Consider the following 20,322-nt stretch of genomic DNA (forward strand, 5'->3'; position numbering starts at 1 on the left):
TCCTTGTTCACATTATTTGCTATTTACACAATTGCGAATATTCCCTTGGAGAAAGGACTTAAGATTTTCCGTCGCGATATTAAGTAAATTCTGCCGCGCTTCCTTTGTCGCCCAGGCATTGTGCGGGCTGGTGCTAATATTAGGCGCACTGAGTAGCGGATTATCCATACTCGGTGGCTCAGTTGATAACACATCAACGCCAGCAAAGACTCTGCCCTGCGTTAATGCAACAGCAAGCGCCGCCTCATCAATTAATCCACCGCGCGCAGTGTTGATCAGTAGCGCCTGCGGCTTCATCAACTCAAGGGTCTGAGCGTTGATAAGCTCGTTAGTTTCTGGGGTTAATGGGCAGTGGAGCGAGAGAATATCAGACTCCTTTAAGACCTTATCCCGTGATGTCCAACTGACGCCTTGGGGTAAGTGTGCGGGTTCAGTGCGGGTATTGACTAATACTTTCATGCCGAAGGCTAAGGCAAGTTTGGCGACCTGTTGACCAATATCGCCATACCCAATCAGTCCTAAGGTTTTGCCTTTAAGGGATTGCAGCGGCATTAAGGTAAAACAAAAGTCACTGCAACTCGTCCATTGCCCTGCTGCAACGGCCTGATGGTGCGCAGCAACCGCTTGGGTGTGATGCAAAATATGGGCAAAGACCATTTGCGCCACGGCATCGTGTCCATAGGCGGGTACGTTTGTTACGACGATGCCTAAGTCTTTTGCAGCAGCGATATCCACCACATTAGTGCCCGTTGCCAGCACGCCGACATACTTAAGCTTAGGTAATTGCGCTAACGTCTTGGCATCAAGAGGAGTTTTATTGGTGAATACAATCTCAGCATCCTGAGCACGAGGGATAATCTCGGCATCGGGCGTGCGGGCAAAACAGCTAAATTTCCCTAAGTCGCTGATAGCCTGCCAACTTAAGTCCCCAGGATTTAAGGTTTCACCATCGAGTACAACTATTTTCATCTTTACCTCTTAACCTCTTAATCTCGCTTAGCCTTGCCAATCACATCGGATATTAGAAACTGAATTTTATCCCCACGTTAGCTTGAACCTGCCACATCACATCCGAGGTGACACGCCATAAGCATTCAGTTTCATTACAAAAAAGTGAGGTATCGCTATCAATAAAGGTGGCGTAGCCTCGTAGATCTGCAAACACGGAGAAATGTTGCATCATACGGTACTCGACGCCACCACCAATGCCCATAGAGAAACGGGTTTCCGTGGACCAATCATCGGGCATCATACGGGTTACACCTGCACTGGCGGTAATGTAGGGCTGAAAATCCCCATAGGGAAAGAATAAGGTACCGCCCAGATGGATATAGTCTACATCCAATGAGGCAACTAAATCTGGAGTAAACAGGCCGCCACTTTTCAGCTCGGACGACTGACGACTATAGAGAAGATAAATATTGCCAGGATCATTGGTACCAATCCCGAGCATTAAGCCTAAGTGGCTCGCCTCTTCAATACCCACGCTTTGTTTATTAACCGTTTCCGCATTTTCGGCATCCACTTGATTGATATCAAACGAACTGCCACCAAAGCTGTAACCACCAAAGGGGGCGACAAACAGCTCCGGATCGGCGTGGGCGGGTAAGACAAGACAGAGAGGTAACAAACTTGCTATAGCAAACAATTGGTTAGCGTATTTCATCTTAATCCTTTTATGTATTTTATAATTCCTTGCGTCGACAACACTAACCGAAGGTTTAGCGCATACCACGCTCCGATTTAACCCTATCATACGCAGCTTGAATATCCTGCGCTTTACGATTGGCAATTTCCATCATCTCAGGCGGCAAGCCCTTAGCAACTAATTTATCCGGATGGTGTTCATTCATCAGCTTACGATAAGCCCGCTTAACCTCCTGATCCGTTGCCTCTGCGGTAATACCGAGCAAATGATAGGCATCGGTAATTGAGGTTTTATTGCCGCTTGAGGTTTGGTGGAAACGAAATTCCGCCTGCCAACGTTTAAGTAGTTCATCGAGTTGCTGACGACCATACCCTAATTCTTGAGCTACCGTCATCAAGATCGCATGTTCTGCGGCATCAAGCTCACCATCCGATAAGGCGGTTTGAATTTGGATCTCGATAAACATTTGTACTAATTCTTGACGGCCTTGAGTGACTGCACGAAAGGCTTGCAGGCTGCTGCAAAGGTCAAAATCAGGCTCTTTACCCTCACGAAAAGCCTGCTGCGCCTCTTTGCGGGCATCCCCCGTTAAACGCATTTGATCCATCAACAGGGTCGCGATGCGAATATCAGTCTCGGTCACCCGCCCAGATGCCTTGGCCACATGGCCCATCACCGCAAATGTCGTGTTAAAGAATATGCCTTGGCGATTCTTTGCCTGCCCTAAGATTTGGCTAAAACTGGCGCCACCACCAGGACGTTTGTCGTAGAGATGCCCAAGCCATAATCCCAGCAACGCTCCAAAGAACCGGCCAAACATAAACCCAATCACAAACCCAAAAAACTTACCCCAAAAGCGCATCTTATTTCCCAAATTTTTATGATGTATTCAGTCACTCAATCGAAACCAAGATTGAAAACCACTAACTTAAGGCGTCAGGCTATATGGCTAGCGCTTACGCCAGTGCGGACTCCAGCGTTAACTCTAACGCTTGCAGACGAGGTATCGTACCTACGTCGCACCAAAATCCATTAAAGCGTGTCCCAGTAATGTGCCCATCGGCCATCTTTGCCCGCAGTAATGGGCCAAGGGCAAAGGCGCCATCGGGCGTGCCATTAAATAATGACGGGCGATATAAGCCTATGCCCGAAAAGGTATACTTATGCTCACCTTGCTCACGCACAATACCTTCGCTCAAGGCAAAATCCCCATGGGGATGTTGTTCGGGATTAGGCACCAGCCATAAATGTGCCAGTGCAGCCTCAACTAATGGCATTATTTGCGGCAATGCATCGATAAAAACATCACCATTAAGCACTAAGAATGGCGCATCAGAGTCGTCATCACAGAGCAATGGCAGGGCTTGTTTAATCCCGCCCCCAGTTTCAAGGGCGCAGGCTTCGGCGCTGTAACGGATTTTAACCCCAAAGGCACTGCCATCGCCTAAGGTTTCAACCAGTTTATGCCCAAGCCAAGCATGATTTATCACTATATCAACAATACCTACGGCAGCTAATTTCTCAATATGATAAACAATCAGTGGCTTACCTAAGACGGGCACTAAGGGTTTTGGCAAAGTGTCCGTTAATGGGCGTAAACGCTCTCCCCTACCAGCCGCGAGTATCATGGCTTTCATCGCGACGATCCTGGCTGTTTATCCTGTTGCTTTAGCGGCAAATTAAACGCGGGAATAACCCGTGACTCTACCCAAGCAGCAAACGGCGCAAGCTCAGGATACATTCGCGCGATATCGACAATATAAGCTAAGGTCAACGGAATGTCGGCCATATAGGCAGGCTTGTTATCCCGATAATATAACCGCGCAAAAATACCTGCAGCCTTGATATGGCGCTGCAATCCCATTAAGTCAAACCAGCTTTGATACTGTCTAAACGACGTACCTTCGGGAAGGTGTCCCGACTCAAGCACTTGCTGATAATGCTGCTGTATTAATTCCAGTACCATGGCCTGCGGCCAACGGATATAGCAATCACGTAGTAAAGACACAGCGTCATAGGTCACAGGACCTAACACCGCATCTTGGAAATCAATCACACATAAGCCACCATCTTTAAGCATCAAGTTGCGGCTATGGAAATCGCGGTGCATTCCAACCTTAGGCTGGGCGAGGGCATTTTTCACTAACAAATCAAAGCTCTCGTCCACAAGCGTGCGTTCTTCGTCACCGAGTTCAAGCTGCAAATGTCGCGCTAACAACCATTCAGTAAAGATCCCCAGCTCGCGGCGCACAAAAGCCTCATCATACAAAGGTAATGGTTGCGTTATGCCAGAAACGGGATCTTGGCTTTCAACCACAGTTGCTACCTGCGGCAATAACGCCAACGCGCGGCAGTAATAGTCGGCCACATTGTCATCCGTGAGCACAGACAATAACTGGGTATCCCCCAAGTCGCTCAGCAGCATAAAACCTTGATCTGCATCAGATGCGATGACTTTTGGAACTGTCAGTCCCGCTGCAGCATAAGCACTCGAAAGGGCGATAAAAGGCGCGATAGGCACCAGCGCTGGCGGCGAATCGGCGATAATGTAACTAGTATCATGTGCAAACACGCGAAAATAACGTCTAAAACTGGCGTCCCCTGAAATCAATATCGGGGTCACATCATCGGAAAAATAACAGTTCAGCCACTGATTAAGGGAAATAAATCTCGGATCGGATAAAGTCATTTCATGGCTCTTATAGAAAAATTGCTTTATTATAGCTGGCATATAATTTGGAAACAGCTAAGAAATTGAGAGATTTATTTGCTGCGTTGCACTTGTAGTTTGCAACTTTCCCCGTCGATACTTGTCCAGACTAAGAAATCATTATTATTGACCTAAGATGCAGATCCGTTACCTTCTGGCCTTGAGCCTGTTACCGAAATTAGTCCTGGCAGACGAATCTCCCGCAACCTCAGCATCACAATGCCTAATCGAACCGCCAGTACCTCGTATCGTATCTCAACCGGGGTTGAGTGCGGCTGATCAAGCAAAAATTCGAATTGCGTCAGACCGCTCAAAAGCTGAAATGGGTAAGCAAGCTATTTTTACTGGCGATGTTGTATTCAGCCAAGGCGATAGACATATCGCTGCCGATGAAGCAATTCTCGACCAAGCAACCGAACAATTTGATGCCAATGGTAATCTTGTCTTCCAAGACAGTAACTTTACCGTCACCGCCGATTCGCTACAGGCGCAAATGCGCAGTAATCGTGCAACCCTAACTGGAGCGCAGTATTGGCTCCATGGTCAGCAGGTTCACGGTGATGCCGAAAAACTGCAAATCACCATCAACAATAACCTGATCTTAACCAACACTAACTTTACCACCTGTCCGCCGGACAACGTGTCTTGGTTGCTCGAAGCTGAAAAGATTAAGATCAATAGCGAAGAAGAATGGGGCGAGATTTGGAATGCCAAGCTGCGTGTCGCCGATATTCCAGTGTTCTACATTCCGTATATGACGGTGCCGGTTTCGGATAAACGAAAAACAGGCTTCCTCTATCCAAGCTTCAGTACCAGCACTACCAATGGTTTTGAAGTGTCAGCACCCTACTATTGGAATATTGCACCAGAATACGACCTGACATTTACGCCCAACTATATGACTAACCGCGGGTTATTCACTAAAACTGAGTTTCGCTATCTTGCGGGTGAGGCCCAAAATGGCCGTTTGAATCTAGAGTATTTGGGCAGCGATCAAATGCTCAATGGCAGCCCCAATCGTTACCTCTACAACTGGCAACACCAAGGTGCTATCGATAAAAACTGGCGGGTACTCGCTAACTTTACCGAAGTGTCGGATAACAACTATTTCAACGATTTAAAGTCTGATGTTAACCGTGCGACCGATAACCAATTATCACGGATCGGCGAAGTTAGTTACTTCGAACGTGATTGGGATATCAGTACTCGAGTACAGGATATTAAAGTACTGGGTGAAGATGAAAAACCCTATCAAGTGATGCCACAGGTTAATTTTAACTATCGTGCCGCTGACTTTTGGAACAACTTAGACTTTGGCTTTAACTCAGAGCTAACCAACTTTGCTCATCAAGATGACGATGTGAACACGGCAACCCGTTTGCATATGGCACCTAGCTTAACATTACCAATCCACGGCCCTTCGGGTTCGTTCACCAGCCAATTAAAGTTAATGCAAACCAATTATTGGCAGGAAAAAAACAACAGTAAGTTTGATAGCTTAGATGACACTGTGAGCCGTACTATCCCTCAAGTGCGTATCAATGGGCAAATCAACTTCGAACGTTTTACCGAGTTATTTGAGCATAATTACCGTCAAACACTCGAACCTCAATTCCAGTATCTGTACGTAGGTTATGAAGATCAACGGGGCATTGGCATTTACGATACCGCCCAATTACAGGACGACTATTTTGGTTTATTCCGTGATCGCCGCTTCTCCGGCCTTGACCGTATCGCAGATGCCAACCAAGTTACCCTTGGTATAACAACGCGTTTATTCGATGATCACAACCAAGAAGCCACCAAATTCAGCCTCGGACAAATCTTCTATCTTCAGGACAGTAAACTGGGTTACGAAGATAATATTTTTGAGCAAAATCAATCGACTTCAGTGTTGGCTGCCGAGCTAGACACACGCTTAAGTTCAAATTGGTATTTGGGCGCAGCCATTCAGTACGATACCAACACCAGCGACAATAAGAAGACCGAAGTCACCTTAGACTTCCGCCCTGAAGCGAACAAGCTACTACAGTTCAGCTACCGTTATGTACCGGATCTTTTGAACTCCAACACTAACGATTTGGTTAACATCTCCCAAGCGGGTGTGCGCGGTGCTTGGCCAATCAATGACAGCCTCTATTTTGTCGGCAACTGGTACTATGACCTTAATGAGACTCGTAGTATAGAAACCTATACCGGTGTCCAGTATGAGTCATGCTGTTATGCAATTCGCCTCAGTTACCACTACCGAATTAAAACCAACTACGATGACAATATCGGCTCAACAATTATTGATGAGCGCGAGCAATTTGAAAGTGGCGTTTACCTTAACTTAATCATCAAAGGACTTGGTGGTTCTGGTCCATTAGGTGTATCCGATATGCTTAATGATGGGCTGTTTAACTACAGAAAACCGCTTTATCTGAGGAATTAGCGAAGAATTGTGGTAGATTGCTGAACCTCAACAAGGACTGAGAGTCCAAACAGGTTAATGAAAGCCGTGCGTTCCCCCCAAACAGAACCTAGGAGCGCACTGTTTTAGAGTTACTAATAAAATAAAATTTAGGCAACTCACTGTAATTTAAATACAAATGGTAAAGTTAACTTAAATAAGCCGTCGAATCTGACCTTAGAACGTGCCAAGGATTTTGTGGATGAAACCCAGTAAACATCTGATTTTTGCTTTATTTGCACTCGCTATCAGCCAGCCAACCATGGCCGCACCTCAGCCACTCGACCGTGTTGCAGTTCAAATCAACGACGGTATTGTGCTCGAAAGTGAAATCACCAATATGATTGACACAGTCAAAGCCAATGCTAAGGCCGCCAATCAATCGCTGCCCTCCGACAGTGCGCTGCGCACTCAGGTTATCGAGCGATTAATTTTGACTCGTCTGCAATTACAAATGGCGGATCGCATTGGTCTGCATATTGGTGATCTCCAGTTAGACCAAGCGATTGAAAACATTGCGCGTGAACAAAAAATGACCGTCGCGCAAATGCAGCAAAAAATTGCAAGCGAAGGGATAAGTTTCAGCCAATATCGCGAACAACTACGTGAAGAAATCACCTTAGGTGAAATTCAACGTATTCAAGTACAACGCCGTATCCAAGTTTCACCTCAGGAAATCACTGGCCTTGTGAAACTGATCCAAGAACAAGGCATGAAAGACGTTGAATACCAAATCGGCCATATCCTGATTGACGTTCCGAATAATCCCACCAGTGAGCAACTCGAAGCCTCAAGCAAACGCGCGAATGCCGTGCTTGAACGTTTAAAGAGTGGTGAGGATTTCCGCCGTACCGCCATCGCGTCTTCATCTGGCCCCAAAGCACTTGAAGGTGGTATCTGGGATTATATGAACATCAACGAGATGCCAACCCTGTTTGCCGAAGTCATTAACGGCGCGAAAAAGGGCGATATTATCGGCCCAATTAAGACTGGTGCAGGCTTCCATATCATCAAAATCATGGATGCTCGCGGCTTACAAACCAAAGAAATTGAAGAAGTCAGGGCTCGTCACATTCTACTCAAGCCATCACCCATTTTGTCTGAAGATCGCGCTAAAGCAATGCTCGAGCAGTTCCTTAAACAAATTCGCTCTGGTGAAGCTAAGTTTGAAGATTTAGCCCGTCAATATTCTGAGGATCCAGGTTCTGCGACTAAGGGTGGTGAACTAGGTTGGGCAGAGCCTAGTATTTATGTGCCAGAATTTGCGCAAACACTCAATAGTTTAAGCCCAGATCAGATCAGTGAGCCCTTCCGTACAACCCACGGCTGGCACATCACTCAGTTAGAAGAGCGCAGAAAAACCGATGCTACGGATCAATTTAACACCAACCGTGCGCACCAACTGATTTTCCGTCGCAAATTTAATGAAGAACTGCAAAACTGGCTAGACGAAATGCGTGCCGACGCATACATTGAAGTCTTTCAGCCTGAGTCTAATCGAGGTTAAGCTAAATTGACCACTAAACGCATTGCCGTTACCCCCGGAGAACCAGCGGGTATCGGCCCCGATTTAGTCGTACAACTGGCTCAGCAGGCTTGGCCTGCTGAGTTAGTTGTTTGTGCCGATCCCGAATTATTAGCCAGCCGAGCTAAACGACTGGGCCTGCATGTCACTTTTCGCCCTTATTTGCCCGATCAAGCTCCAAGGCCTCAAGAGGCGGGCACACTGACAATCGCGCCTTTCAAATTGGTGACGAACACCGTTTGTGGGCAACTCGATGAGCAAAACAGTGCCTATGTGGTTGAAACCCTCCGTTATGCGGGTGAAAAAAACATGAGCGGCGAGTTTGATGCTGTGGTCACTGGCCCTGTGCACAAAGGGATCATCAATCAAGCAGGGATTTCCTTTAGCGGCCATACTGAGTTTTTTGCCCATCAGGCAAACTGCCCCGATGTAGTGATGATGCTAGCTACCCAAGGTTTACAGGTAGCACTGGTAACAACCCATATTCCATTGGCCTATGTGGCAAAAGCCATTACACGCCAGCGATTACACCATATTATCAAGATTTTACACGCAGACCTTATCAGTAAGTTTGCCATTACTTCACCTAAGATTTATGTCTGTGGGTTAAATCCCCATGCGGGTGAAGATGGCCATTTAGGGCGGGAAGAAATCGATGTGATTATTCCAGCATTAAATGAGCTTCGCGCTGAGTTTCAAATGAACATTGTCGGCCCGCTCCCCGCCGATACCTTGTTCCAACCCAAATATTTACAGGACGCGGATGTCGTCTTGGCCATGTACCATGACCAAGGTCTACCCGTTCTAAAGTCACAGGGATTTGGCAAATCGGTAAACATTACCTTAGGTTTACCCTATATCCGTACCTCGGTTGACCATGGTACGGCGCTCGATCTTGCGGGAACGGGCAAAGCCGATATTGGCAGCTTTGTCTGCGCCTTGAATAAAGCCATTGAGTTATCCTCAAAAAACTAAACGATTAGATATTAATGAGTAGCAAAGTACATTTAGGCCACACGGCCAGAAAGCGTTTCGGACAGAACTTCTTAACTGACGACAATGTGATTAACCGCATTGTGGGTGCGATCGCCCCCGATAATGACCACGTGATGGTGGAAATCGGTCCAGGCCTTGGCGCCTTAACGGAGCCTGTCGCCACGGCGATAGATAACCTGACCGTTGTCGAGTTAGACCGCGATCTGGTAGAGCGCTTACAGAACCACCCAGTACTTAAGGATAAGCTCACCATTCACCAAGGCGATGCGCTGCAGTTCGACTTTAGCCAGTTGGTCGTGCCGGGTAAAAAACTCAAAGTGTTTGGTAACTTACCCTATAACATTTCGACGCCTTTGATGTTCCATCTGTTCGAGTTTGCTGAGCAGATTGAAACCATGCACTTTATGCTGCAAAAAGAAGTGGTGCTGCGTTTATCGGCAAGTCCGGGCACGAAAGCCTATGGCCGATTAACCGTCATGGCACAATATTTCTGCCAAGTAGTCCCCGTACTCGAAGTACCGCCACACAGCTTTGCCCCGCCACCGAAAGTTGACTCCGCAGTGGTGCGTCTGTTGCCCTATGCTGAAAAACCTTTCCCCTGTAAGGATGTGAATGTGCTGCGTCAGCTGTGCACCACTGCGTTCAATATGCGCCGTAAAACGCTTCGCAATAACCTTAAGCAAGTGTTAAGCGACGAAGAATTCGAGCAGTTAGGTATTGATCAAAACCTGCGTCCAGAACAAATCTCCGTTGAACAATATGTTGCAATGGCGAATATGGTATGTGATAAGCAGGCTTAAGCAGTTAAGTTTGATGGGCACTTAGGTGCCCAATATCATTGTAGGAAGCCACATGAGCGCATTGGATAACTCTATCCGAGTCGAAGTCAAAACCGAGTACATTGAACAACAATCCTCACCTGAGGATGAGAAATACCTCTTTAGCTACACTATCACCATTATTAACCTCGGTGAGCAAGCCGCAAAACTCGAAACCCGTCACTGGATCATTACCGACGCTAACGGCAAAACCAGTGAAGTACAAGGTGCGGGTGTTGTCGGTGAAACGCCCACCATTCCTCCAAATACCGCTTACCAATATACCAGTGGCACAGTACTCGATACCCCCTTTGGCATTATGTATGGCACTTATGGTATGGTCAGCGAATCGGGCGAGCATTTTAACGCTATAATTAAGCCGTTCCGCTTAGCCACCCCTGGCTTATTACATTGATTTAACTAAAGAAAGGATACTGTGGCCCATTATTTTGTCGGTGATGTCCAAGGCTGTTTTGCCGAACTCCAAAGATTACTTGCTAAAGTCGATTTTAATCCATCCCGAGATGAGCTTTGGGCAGTTGGCGATCTTGTTGCTAGGGGCCCAGACTCATTAGCAACGCTACGCTTTTTTCAGTCCCTTGGCGATGCGGGAAAAATCGTCCTCGGTAACCACGACCTGCATTTGCTCGCCCTCCATGGCAAACTTAAGCGGGATAAACCCAGTGATAATCTCACGCCACTCTTAAACGCGCCAGATATTTCAAGTCTTATCGACTGGCTTAGGCAGCAACCCCTCATGCGGGAATTGCCAGAACATAAGGTCATCATGACCCATGCCGGCGTACCGCCGCAGTGGTCGTTAGAAGTACTCAGGCAAGAATCCCTTTTAGTAAGCCAAGCGCTCAAACAAAATGATTATCTTGATGCGCTTATTAGCCAAATGTACACCGACACCGCAGAGCGCTGGGACCCGAGTGCCATAGGTATAAACCGCCTACGCTTTTGTATTAATGCCCTAACCCGCATGCGCTATCTTTATGTCGATGGCCATTTAGATTTTGACTGTAAACAGCCCCCCGAGGATTGCAGCAACCCACAATTGCGCCCTTGGTTTGAATTTACATCTACGCTACGTAACAGTCACATATTAGTGTTTGGACATTGGGCTGCACTAATGGGAAAAGTCGACGCCCCCAACCTAAAAGCACTCGATACAGGCTGTTGCTGGGGAGAACACCTAACCCTATGGCACCTTGAAAAAGACCAAAAAATTACCCAAAAAAAGTTAAAAAAGAGTTAACCTTGTATCAAAATTGGTCGATAGACGACAGTGCGTCTTCGCCCTGAATTAAATAATCTTTTCATTCGGAAAAATATAATAATAACCGGAGTATCCTATGAAAGTTAATGTTGCCACCCGAGTCATTGGCGGGTTTAGCGTAGTCACGCTTTTACTTGTATTGTTAGGATTCACCTCTTATCTGACAAACATTAGCCTCAAAGATAGCTCAGCAATGATGCAGCAACTCAGCCTGCCAGCACTTAAGTCGACCAATCATTTAACCGAGTCCCTGAGTGAACAACAGCGCCAAGTGTTAATCGCCTACCATGCACCTAAATCCCGACTCATTCCCGATATCCGCAAAGTATTTAACGACCATAGTGCCCAGTTTAAAAATGAGATAAACAATCTGACCTTACTCGTTCAAAAGCAAAATAACTTGTCATCCTTGATTTCTCAGCTAAGTAATAGTTTCTCCACCTTTGAGCGGGATAGTTTGGCCATGCTGAGCGAGCGAGAAGCAGCGCTAAGCAAACAGGAACAACTGATCAGTTTGAAAAAGAAACTCGAAAATGCCGCCGATGATGCCTCATCAGTACTGTTAGATATTATCGATCTTGAGAATAGCCAAAATCCAGATGCGCAAAGTATTGCCGCCTCTGCAAGTGCCATCGATACCGGCATGGGCAACATCATCACCACGATCGCAGATTTAGTAAGTAATGACGAAATGAGTAAACATGAGCTCATTTCAAAAGAACTTGACTATATCTTAAGCGAAACGAAGAACAAGCTAGAATATGTTAACCGCCATGCCGAAGGTATTGTTGATGCGGACACCTTAGAATCGATTAACCAAGATGTTAAAAAAGTACTGACACTACTCGAAGGGTCAGACTCTATGGTGCAACAAAAAGCGAACCAGCTGAACCATGCACAAGCGGCATCGAATCAACTTGCCATCATAGAGAAAGATGTCAAAGTCATCGATCGTAATATGGAAGAGGTTAGCGATAATATCGAAGCGGTTGCAGCACAAATGAGCCAAGCAACCATAACCCAAATTGATGCTGCCAGTTTCCGTACTATGATTGTCGTGCTTATCGCCATTGTTGTCGCCATTATTATTAGCTTTGCCGTCGTAACCCCTTTAAAACGCTCACTCAATCAAGTCAATAATGCTTTGAATGTGCTTGCCTCTGGTAATTTAACCCATAAATTAGATGATTCTAGCCAGGATGAGTTTGCTGAACTTGCCAAAAACTGTAACCGTTTGGTGGACAGTTTACGTGGATTAATTGCGGGCATTTTAGATCGTTCAAACCAGCTTGCAGCCGCAGCAGAGCAGACCTCAGCAATCACGGCGCAAACCACCACAGGCATCCAAGAACAAAAAAGCCAGGTCGATCAAGTGGCAACTGCCACGACAGAATTAAGCTCAAGTGCGCAACAAGTGTCTATGAGTGCTAATGATGCCCTCGCACAAATAAAACAAGCCGATCAAGAAGCCAAGCATATGCGCGCGATTGCCGAGGAGAATAAACACACCATTCTCGCTTTGGCTGAAGAAGTCGCTAAAGCGGGCCAAGTGATTAACAAAGTCCATTCGGATAGCGCCGCCATTGGCTCAATTCTTGATGTGATCCGTGGCATTGCCGAACAGACAAATTTGCTGGCATTAAACGCAGCTATTGAAGCCGCGCGTGCAGGTGAACAAGGTCGCGGCTTTGCAGTAGTCGCTGATGAAGTGAGAAGTTTAGCATCACGAACCCAAGTCTCGACCCGTGAAATTCAACAAATGATTGAAGTACTGCAACAGGGGGCACAGCAAGCCGTAGCAGCTATGGATATGGGTCGTGCCCAAGCCAATGCTTGCGTACAAAAGACCGAGCAAGCCAACCTCGCCCTTGAGACGATCAGCCAGTCAGTTCATAAGGCCTATGACGCAGGCACTCATATTGCCCATGCGGCGCAGGAACAAAATTTAGTTAGCCAACAAGTTTCCGAAAAACTCGAACATATTGCCGCGATTTCAGAAGAAACAGCGATCGGTGCCGATCAAACCGCCCAATCGAGCCATCAAGTGGCGAAATTGGCTGAAGAGTTGCAGGCCTCGGTCGGTGAGTTTAGAGTGTAATCAAACGCTCAGTTTACTCCGGGTCGCTGCTGCGGCCCTTTTTTTCCCTAATTAACCTAAACTCGGGGTAACGAGTTTCGAAAAAGTCTAAATTTAACAAACTAAATCAATGCGGTAAATAATTGTTTTTAAAATGAAAAATCTTTTTTTCTGACTGAATGCGCAGATTTTTGTGCATATCAAGGCGCTCTGTCGTACGCCATAGCGAGCTATGGTTAGACAGCAACGCAGAGAAGCCCGAAAAGGAGGCTGTTCATAATTCTGTGTCAGGTTAATTAAAGTGGTCTCTTTTGCTCTTTACAGCGTTGTATTTCAATGAACAGCTCACCTTGGTCGACAGAAATGCTTTTAATGCAAAGCGCTCACATCAGTCCCATAAAAAATGCCGAACTGAGTTCGGCATTGTTAATGAATCATTCTTCCTTAGCAGCAAAACACATTGGCAAATGAGAAAAGGTTATTACTCCTCCTCACCGCCAGCAGCAGCGCCTAAACGCTCTTTAACAGCCGCGGTGATGGGATTAGCGCCGTGACCATTCGCCTCAGCCCAAGCTTGAATGGTCATGCCATCCGCTTCAGCTACGCTTAGTTCATTGACTGATAAACGCTTAGCCACAAACTCACCCGCATCATTCGCATTCGTGGTATAGGCGGTGCGTAGTAAGCTTTGGCCATCGCAGCTAATACCACTGTAAACTTGACGTAATTTAACACGACTTTCTTTTAGTTTTTTACGTAACCGGTTTTTATCGTTCGCTTTTACGTAATCACAAATACTTGCAACAAGTGGATCTGCTTCAGCAGCTTTAGCCGAGGTTGGCACAGAAACATAGCTAAATCCGATTAGTGCAGCCAAGGCTACAGGCATTAAACGCATCCGATACTCCTTAATACTTTCTTATAGTTTTAATATGTTTTGTATGGTCTGCGTCTATATCTAGCTTATATTTGCCTCTTAGGTTCAGATAATTCGTAATAACACCGTTATATCGACCTACTTGCACCTATCAGATCTAATACCTTAGACATATTGGCAATCCATACGCTCAGGGTACACAATAGAACGACATAACTTAACATTTTTTTACCAAATTGATAAAGTTATATTCAAGTCCATCGGCGCTTATACTCGGCTGGGTTTCAGTCTTTTGCCATTCATTGTCTTCCCACGCGGGGAAAAAAGTATCGCCATCCACATCGAGGTTGATCTGAGTCAGGTAGAGTCTATCGGCTTGAGGTAATAACTGCTTGTACAATTGTCCACCACCTATAACAACCAGTTCTTCACAATCGCCAGCAACCCGTTTAGCAGCTTCGAATGAAGTCACGCAGGTTACGCCCTCTATTTGCAAATCTGCTTGGCGAGAAATAACGATATTGTGGCGCCCAGGCAATGGTCGACCAATAGACTCGAAAGTTTTACGTCCCATCACTACAGGCTTACCTAAAGTCATGGCTTTAAAATGGCGTAAATCTTCTGGTAGATGCCATGGCATTTTATTGTCTTTTCCTATGACTCGATTGTTTGCCATCGCGGCTATCATTGCAATGCGCATGGGCACTCCTTTGGGATTGTTTTTATTGAATGACTGGGCGGGTTCTAAAATACAGCAAACTCGGCAAGGCTAAGCCCACCGATAGCGCTCCTAGAATAAAGACTGTTTTTAATCCGTTACTGATCACTTGTCCTGTCAGCTCTTGGCTAACCTGCGATTGTGCCGTTAGTTGCACTAAGGCGATCACTGTATTAAAGGCGTAAGTGCCAGGGATCATGGGAATAATAGCTGCAACTGCATACATCAACGGCGGCGCTAAATGACGCTTTGCAAACCCTATGGTAATAGTGCCCACTAGCGCCGCTGCGGCAAAGGTTGCCCACTCAATAGGCAGTCCAAATTGCAGCATAAGCGTACGGGAACTATGCCCAATCGCCCCCGCTAACGCGCAATAGGGTAAAAAACGTTTAGGCACGTTAAATACCATTGCAAAGCCTACAGCGGGGATTGCCGAAAAAAAGGCATCGTGCAACAAAATGCTCAGTAATTCCATCATAGAAAAATACCACCAAGCTGCATTGCTATCGTGATGCCAATGACCGAAGAAACGGTCAAGAGAGTCGCATGTCCCCAGCGGGAAATACCGACATTCATATGGCCTTTAACCATATCGGAAATGGCGTTAATCATAGGAAAACCAGGCACCAGCATGAGCACACTCGCTGCCATCGCTGACTGAGGCGTATCGCTTAAGGAAAACATATAACCCAACTGAGCAATCATACTGGTGACAAAGGCAGTCACCGCAAAATTCACCAATAGATTAAAGTGTCGCTTAGCTATTGTCAGTCGTACTGACATTCCCATTGCAGAAGCAAAAAAGGTAATCACACTCGCAGCGATATCGCCGCCAAAGAGGTGACAAAAACTGGCACAGGATAACCCTATCATTAACACCACCAAATAAGGTGGGTAGGTTTTTGGCTCAATTCGAGCTAAGCGCTTACGCACTTCGTTAGGGCCATAAAGCCCTTTCTCTGCGAGTAAGCAAATGCGCTGTAATTCGCAGACTATGGTCATGTTAATGCCATGTTCACGGATCCGACGCGTTGTCGTGATACAGCGACCATGCACTAAACTGGTTAATACGAGGGAATTAGAAGAGATAGAAAGCTCGACACTTGCCAACCCTAAGGCCTGACCTAGGCGCTGGCTGATTTCTTCAACTAAATCAGATTCAGCACCGTAGGCCAGCAAGAGTTGTGCAACCCGCACAACTTGCCGAGTAATATCATTTTGAGTATCAGCGTACACGGGACTCTCAAAACTTAGATATGGTTATTATCTTTGGTAGATTACTTCTACATCGTAGTCATCATCATCAAAGTCATCGTCGAAGTCATCATCATAATCTTCATTGATGGCATCAATGTTGGCTTGATGATAATTATCCCACTTGAATTCGACCTCATCTTCAGGATTCGCATCTTTATCTTCAGGAGGAAGACTCTGGATGAAATCCCACAGCTTAGCCGCTAATTCCTTAGTACCATCGCGTCCATAGGCGGAAATAGTGTAAACCTCACCTTCCCAACCCAGCTCCTTAACAACACGCTCAGCCTTCTCTTTAAGCTCGTCTTCGAGCAATAGATCCGCCTTGTTAAAGACTAACCAACGTGGCTTGCTTGCCAATTTAGGCGAGTATTTCTCAAGCTCACCCACAATAGCACGGGCTGAATCCACAGGATCGGTGCCATCAATCGGCTCAATGTCGATGATGTGTAACAAAATACGGCAACGCTCAAGATGCTTTAAGAAACGGATCCCTAAACCAGCCCCTTCTGCCGCACCTTCGATCAAACCAGGAATATCGGCGATCACATAACTTTGACCAGGGCGTGGGTTAACCACACCCAAGTTAGGCACTAATGTAGTAAAGGGATAATCCGCAACCTTAGGTGTTGCACGAGACACTGCACGGATAAAGGTCGATTTACCCGCATTAGGCATACCGAGTAAGCCAACATCGGCTAACAACAGCAATTCTAATTTTAGACTACGCACTTCACCCGGAGTCCCTAAGGTTTTCTGGCGTGGCGCACGGTTTGTACTGCTCTTAAAGCGAGTATTACCTAAACCATGGAAACCGCCTTTTGCGACTAATAACTTCTGCCCATGGGTGGTTAAATCGCCGAGCACTTCCTCGGTATCATGATCGATCGCACGAGTACCTACAGGTACTTTTAAAATCAAATCTTTACCACTATGGCCGGTACAGTCACGGCCACGACCGTTTTCACCGCGCTCAGCCATGTGGAAACGTTCAAAACGATATTCAATCAAGGTGTTGAAGTTTTCGTCGGCTTCCAGATACACGCTGCCGCCGTCACCACCATCACCACCATCAGGACCACCATCAGGGATATATTTTTCGCGTCTGAAACTCACGCAACCGCTACCGCCGTCGCCTGCTTCGACCCTAATTACTGCCTCATCGACAAACTTCATACTTACTCCTGGCATCACTGAATGAAGGAATTATACCGTTTAACTTCATCGGTCGCCAAAAAACTCGAGATACTTGCTCCCAATCTTACCAGTCAACGCCCTCAATTTGATAAAGATTTACCAAACTCTCCAGAAACGTAGGCAAGTAGAAGCATAAAAAACAGAAAGCCCCACCAAAGGCGGGGCTTTACAGTATAAGCTAGACTCGAAAATTAAGCTTCGATGCTAATAAACTTACGGTTATTAGGACCTTTAACTTCGAATTTTACTTTACCGTCGGTCAGAGCAAACAGAGTGTGGTCACGACCAATACCCACGTTTACACCAGCGTGGAATTTAGTACCACGTTGACGAACGATAATGTTACCAGCTAGTACTGATTCACCGCCAAAGCGCTTAACACCTAGACGTTTACTTTCTGAATCACGGCCGTTACGAGTAGAACCGCCAGCTTTTTTATGTGCCATGAGTTAGACTCCTATTATGCGTTTATAGCAGTAATTTTAACTTCGGTGAACCACTGACGGTGGCCCAACTTCTTGTCGTGGTGCTTACGACGACGGAACTTAACAATAGTTACTTTCTCGCCACGACCATGACTTACTACTTCAGCAACGACTTTACCGCCAGCTACTAAAGGAGCACCAACGTGCACTTTTTCACCGTCAGCGATCAATAAAACTTGATCGAATTCAACAGTTGAACCAGTTGCAACTTCTAATTTTTCTAAACGAACTGTGTGGCCTGGGGCTACACGGTGTTGTTTACCACCACTTTGAAAAACAGCGTACATAGCTATTTTACTCCGATATTCCTAACACGCTGGCCCACATTCTTGGGGGCAGGGTGCTACAAAAACTTTATTGACAATGGGCGCGGAGTTTACGCGAAGAATCCATATCTGGCAAGCCCTAATTAGGAAAGAATAAAAAAAGGCCGGAATAACTCGCACATTGTAGTGTGAGTACTGTCATATGTCGGAATTTTAGGTAAAATTCATTCTATATAACACGTGAGCCTAAAATACAGGCTGGGTACGCAATGGCCCCACAACCAGAGTCTATTATGGATTTAAACGCTATTCGTCAACTGGCTGACACTGATATGCAAGCAGTCAATCAGCTGATCTATAAACAGCTGGAGTCAGATGTCGCCCTGATTAACCAGCTAGGTTTCTACATTATTAATGGTGGTGGTAAACGTCTTCGTCCTTTACTGTCCGTACTCGCTGCTCGCGCAGTCGACTACCAAGGTGAAGCCCACCTCAAACTTGCCGCCATTATCGAATTTATTCATACCGCCTCACTACTGCATGATGATGTGGTCGATGAGTCAACCCTAAGACGCGGCCGCGAAACAGCAAACGCTCTTTTTGGTAACAGCGCCAGTGTATTAGTCGGCGACTTCCTTTATACCCGCTCATTCCAAATGATGACTGAACTCGATAGCATGCGCGTATTACGAGTATTAGCCGATACCACCAACGTATTAGCAGAAGGTGAAGTATTGCAGCTAATGAACTGCAATGATCCAGATACGACTGAAGAAAGCTATATGCGGGTGATTTACTGTAAGACCGCGAAGCTATTCGAAGCGGCGACCTTACTTGCCGCAGTATTAGCTGGCGCCTCACCCGAGCAAGAAACCGCATTAGGCGACTATGGTAAGTATTTAGGCACCGCCTTCCAATTGACCGACGATTTACTCGATTACACCGCGGATAGCGACGAGTTAGGTAAAAACATCGGTGATGACCTTGCTGAAGGTAAGCCAACCTTACCGCTGATTTATGCTATTGCCCACGGCACAGAGGAAGAAAAGCAGCTTATACGCCAAGCGATTGAGCAAGGTGATGGCACTCATGCCATTGAGAAGATAGTTGCCGCACTGCATCATTGCGGCGCCCTCAACTACACTCAGCAAAAAGCAATTGAAGAATCAAATAAAGCCATTGCAGCGCTCTCGGTATTACCCGACAGTGATTTCAAAACCGCATTAATTTCGCTGGCAAAAATATCTGTTGATCGCAACCACTAAATTGCTGTGGAATAAACTTAAAAGGCCTTGATTAACAAGGCCTTTTGATTTATAGCGCTCTTTACAAAATGTAACTTAAATCTGCCATTGAATCGGCGCTTCACCCCGTGCCATTAGCAATTGATTCACTTTCGAAAAATGCCCACAGCCAAAAAATCCGCGATAAGCCGATAACGGTGATGGATGCGGCCCAGAGAGAATTTGGTGTTGTGGCGCGGTAATCACCGCGCCTTTTTTGATGGCATGACTGCCCCACAGCACGAAGATAATCGGGCGTTCCTGGGCATTAAGCAGTTTTAGCGCTTCAGTCGTAAAGATTTCCCACCCCGCATTGGCATGGGAATGCGCTTGCCCCTGCTCAACCGTCAGCACGGTATTAAGCATTAAAATCCCCTGCTCTGCCCATTGAGTTAAATCGCCATGATTGGGAATGTGGAAGCCGGGAATATCGTTCACCAATTCTTTATACATATTGGCAAGCGAAGGCGGTGCTTTAACCCCACGTTTAACGGAGAAACACAAACCATGGGCTTGGTCAGGGCCATGGTAGGGATCTTGGCCAATTAACACTACGCGTACTTGCTCCAGCGGCGTAGTCTTAAATGCATTAAACACATCCTCTTTGGGAGGATAAATTACCTTGCCTACTTGTCGCTCTTGATTCACAAACGCGATCAGCTGTTGATAGTAAGGCTGTGTACGTTGATGGTCGATAAATGCTGGCCAAGTCACCAAAATCAGTTTCTCTTACT

General features: G+C 46.3%; 21 protein-coding genes. 8 read left to right on the forward strand and 13 right to left on the reverse strand.

Annotated features, from left to right (window positions below):
* Window positions 1-12 precede the first annotated feature (12 nt).
* From SO_RS16955 to SO_RS16975, 5 genes are all read right to left on the reverse strand, one after another.
* Window positions 13-969, reverse strand: a complete 957-nt coding sequence (locus tag SO_RS16955) for a D-2-hydroxyacid dehydrogenase (RefSeq protein ID WP_011073434.1) — start codon at window positions 967-969, stop codon at window positions 13-15.
* Between the two features lie 52 nt (window positions 970-1,021).
* Window positions 1,022-1,666 carry an outer membrane beta-barrel protein gene (locus SO_RS16960; RefSeq protein WP_011073435.1) on the reverse strand — a complete coding sequence of 215 codons (645 nt, stop codon included), beginning with the start codon at window positions 1,664-1,666 and terminating at the stop codon, window positions 1,022-1,024.
* A gap of 55 nt (window positions 1,667-1,721) precedes the next feature.
* Complete coding sequence (djlA, locus tag SO_RS16965) at window positions 1,722-2,510, reverse strand: co-chaperone DjlA (protein WP_011073436.1); 789 nt, start codon at window positions 2,508-2,510, stop codon at window positions 1,722-1,724.
* 94 nt (window positions 2,511-2,604) lie between these two features.
* Window positions 2,605-3,285, reverse strand: coding sequence for an N-acetylmuramate alpha-1-phosphate uridylyltransferase MurU (murU, locus tag SO_RS16970; RefSeq protein WP_011073437.1), 681 nt, complete (start codon window positions 3,283-3,285; stop codon window positions 2,605-2,607).
* Window positions 3,282-4,379 (reverse strand): aminoglycoside phosphotransferase family protein, encoded by a 1,098-nt coding sequence (locus SO_RS16975; protein ID WP_011073438.1) that lies wholly within the window; start codon window positions 4,377-4,379, stop codon window positions 3,282-3,284. The genes murU and SO_RS16975 overlap by 4 nt, the downstream gene beginning before the upstream one ends.
* Window positions 4,380-4,494: 115 nt before the next feature.
* On the opposite strand from SO_RS16975, the gene lptD reads away from it, so the two are divergent.
* The 7 genes from lptD (at window position 4,495) to SO_RS17010 (ending at window position 13,529) form a co-directional block, all read left to right on the forward strand.
* On the forward strand, window positions 4,495-6,792 hold the full coding sequence (gene lptD, locus SO_RS16980) for an LPS assembly protein LptD (protein ID WP_011073439.1): 2,298 nt from the start codon (window positions 4,495-4,497) through the stop codon (window positions 6,790-6,792).
* Between the two features lie 220 nt (window positions 6,793-7,012).
* Window positions 7,013-8,317 carry a peptidylprolyl isomerase SurA gene (gene surA / locus SO_RS16985; protein ID WP_011073440.1) on the forward strand — a complete coding sequence of 435 codons (1,305 nt, stop codon included), beginning with the start codon at window positions 7,013-7,015 and terminating at the stop codon, window positions 8,315-8,317.
* A 6-nt stretch (window positions 8,318-8,323) separates the two neighbouring features.
* Window positions 8,324-9,310 (forward strand): 4-hydroxythreonine-4-phosphate dehydrogenase PdxA, encoded by a 987-nt coding sequence (gene pdxA / locus SO_RS16990; RefSeq protein WP_011073441.1) that lies wholly within the window; start codon window positions 8,324-8,326, stop codon window positions 9,308-9,310.
* 14 nt (window positions 9,311-9,324) lie between these two features.
* Window positions 9,325-10,131: a 16S rRNA (adenine(1518)-N(6)/adenine(1519)-N(6))-dimethyltransferase RsmA gene (rsmA, locus tag SO_RS16995; RefSeq protein ID WP_011073442.1), complete on the forward strand. Its 807-nt coding sequence runs from the start codon at window positions 9,325-9,327 to the stop codon at window positions 10,129-10,131.
* A 52-nt stretch (window positions 10,132-10,183) separates the two neighbouring features.
* Entirely contained in the window at window positions 10,184-10,564 is a 381-nt protein-coding gene (apaG, locus tag SO_RS17000; protein ID WP_011073443.1) for a Co2+/Mg2+ efflux protein ApaG, read from the forward strand.
* Between the two features lie 21 nt (window positions 10,565-10,585).
* Window positions 10,586-11,410, forward strand: coding sequence for a symmetrical bis(5'-nucleosyl)-tetraphosphatase (locus SO_RS17005; RefSeq protein WP_011073444.1), 825 nt, complete (start codon window positions 10,586-10,588; stop codon window positions 11,408-11,410).
* A gap of 97 nt (window positions 11,411-11,507) precedes the next feature.
* Complete coding sequence (locus SO_RS17010; RefSeq protein WP_011073445.1) at window positions 11,508-13,529, forward strand: methyl-accepting chemotaxis protein; 2,022 nt, start codon at window positions 11,508-11,510, stop codon at window positions 13,527-13,529.
* Window positions 13,530-13,989: 460 nt separating this feature from the next.
* Here SO_RS17010 and SO_RS17015 read toward each other — a convergent pair whose 3' ends face one another.
* The 7 genes from SO_RS17015 to rplU all read right to left on the reverse strand — a co-directional run bounded on the left by SO_RS17015 (window position 13,990) and on the right by rplU (window position 18,326).
* The gene (locus tag SO_RS17015) at window positions 13,990-14,406 is read right to left on the reverse strand and encodes a DUF3718 domain-containing protein (protein ID WP_011073446.1); all 417 of its coding nucleotides are present in this window, start codon (window positions 14,404-14,406) and stop codon (window positions 13,990-13,992) included.
* Between the two features lie 196 nt (window positions 14,407-14,602).
* A complete protein-coding gene (folA, locus tag SO_RS17020) occupies window positions 14,603-15,085 on the reverse strand; it encodes a type 3 dihydrofolate reductase (RefSeq protein WP_011073447.1) in 483 nt (160 codons plus the stop codon).
* Between the two features lie 22 nt (window positions 15,086-15,107).
* Window positions 15,108-15,581, reverse strand: a complete 474-nt coding sequence (locus tag SO_RS17025; RefSeq protein ID WP_011073448.1) for a threonine/serine exporter family protein — start codon at window positions 15,579-15,581, stop codon at window positions 15,108-15,110.
* Window positions 15,578-16,339 (reverse strand): threonine/serine exporter family protein, encoded by a 762-nt coding sequence (locus tag SO_RS17030; protein WP_011073449.1) that lies wholly within the window; start codon window positions 16,337-16,339, stop codon window positions 15,578-15,580. Before SO_RS17030 ends, SO_RS17025 begins: the two co-directional genes overlap by 4 nt.
* A gap of 27 nt (window positions 16,340-16,366) precedes the next feature.
* Window positions 16,367-17,533 (reverse strand): Obg family GTPase CgtA, encoded by a 1,167-nt coding sequence (cgtA, locus tag SO_RS17035; protein WP_011073450.1) that lies wholly within the window; start codon window positions 17,531-17,533, stop codon window positions 16,367-16,369.
* A gap of 212 nt (window positions 17,534-17,745) precedes the next feature.
* Window positions 17,746-18,000 carry a 50S ribosomal protein L27 gene (gene rpmA, locus SO_RS17040; RefSeq protein ID WP_007650346.1) on the reverse strand — a complete coding sequence of 85 codons (255 nt, stop codon included), beginning with the start codon at window positions 17,998-18,000 and terminating at the stop codon, window positions 17,746-17,748.
* A 14-nt stretch (window positions 18,001-18,014) separates the two neighbouring features.
* Window positions 18,015-18,326, reverse strand: coding sequence for a 50S ribosomal protein L21 (rplU, locus tag SO_RS17045; protein WP_011073451.1), 312 nt, complete (start codon window positions 18,324-18,326; stop codon window positions 18,015-18,017).
* A 272-nt stretch (window positions 18,327-18,598) separates the two neighbouring features.
* Between rplU and ispB the strand changes: the two genes are divergently transcribed.
* Window positions 18,599-19,570, forward strand: coding sequence for an octaprenyl diphosphate synthase (ispB, locus tag SO_RS17050; protein WP_164925908.1), 972 nt, complete (start codon window positions 18,599-18,601; stop codon window positions 19,568-19,570).
* 75 nt (window positions 19,571-19,645) lie between these two features.
* Here ispB and ung read toward each other — a convergent pair whose 3' ends face one another.
* A complete protein-coding gene (ung, locus tag SO_RS17055; protein WP_405130452.1) occupies window positions 19,646-20,305 on the reverse strand; it encodes a uracil-DNA glycosylase in 660 nt (219 codons plus the stop codon).
* Window positions 20,306-20,322 lie beyond the last annotated feature (17 nt).

Source organism: Shewanella oneidensis MR-1 (assembly GCF_000146165.2).
GTDB classification, from domain to species: domain Bacteria; phylum Pseudomonadota; class Gammaproteobacteria; order Enterobacterales; family Shewanellaceae; genus Shewanella; species Shewanella oneidensis.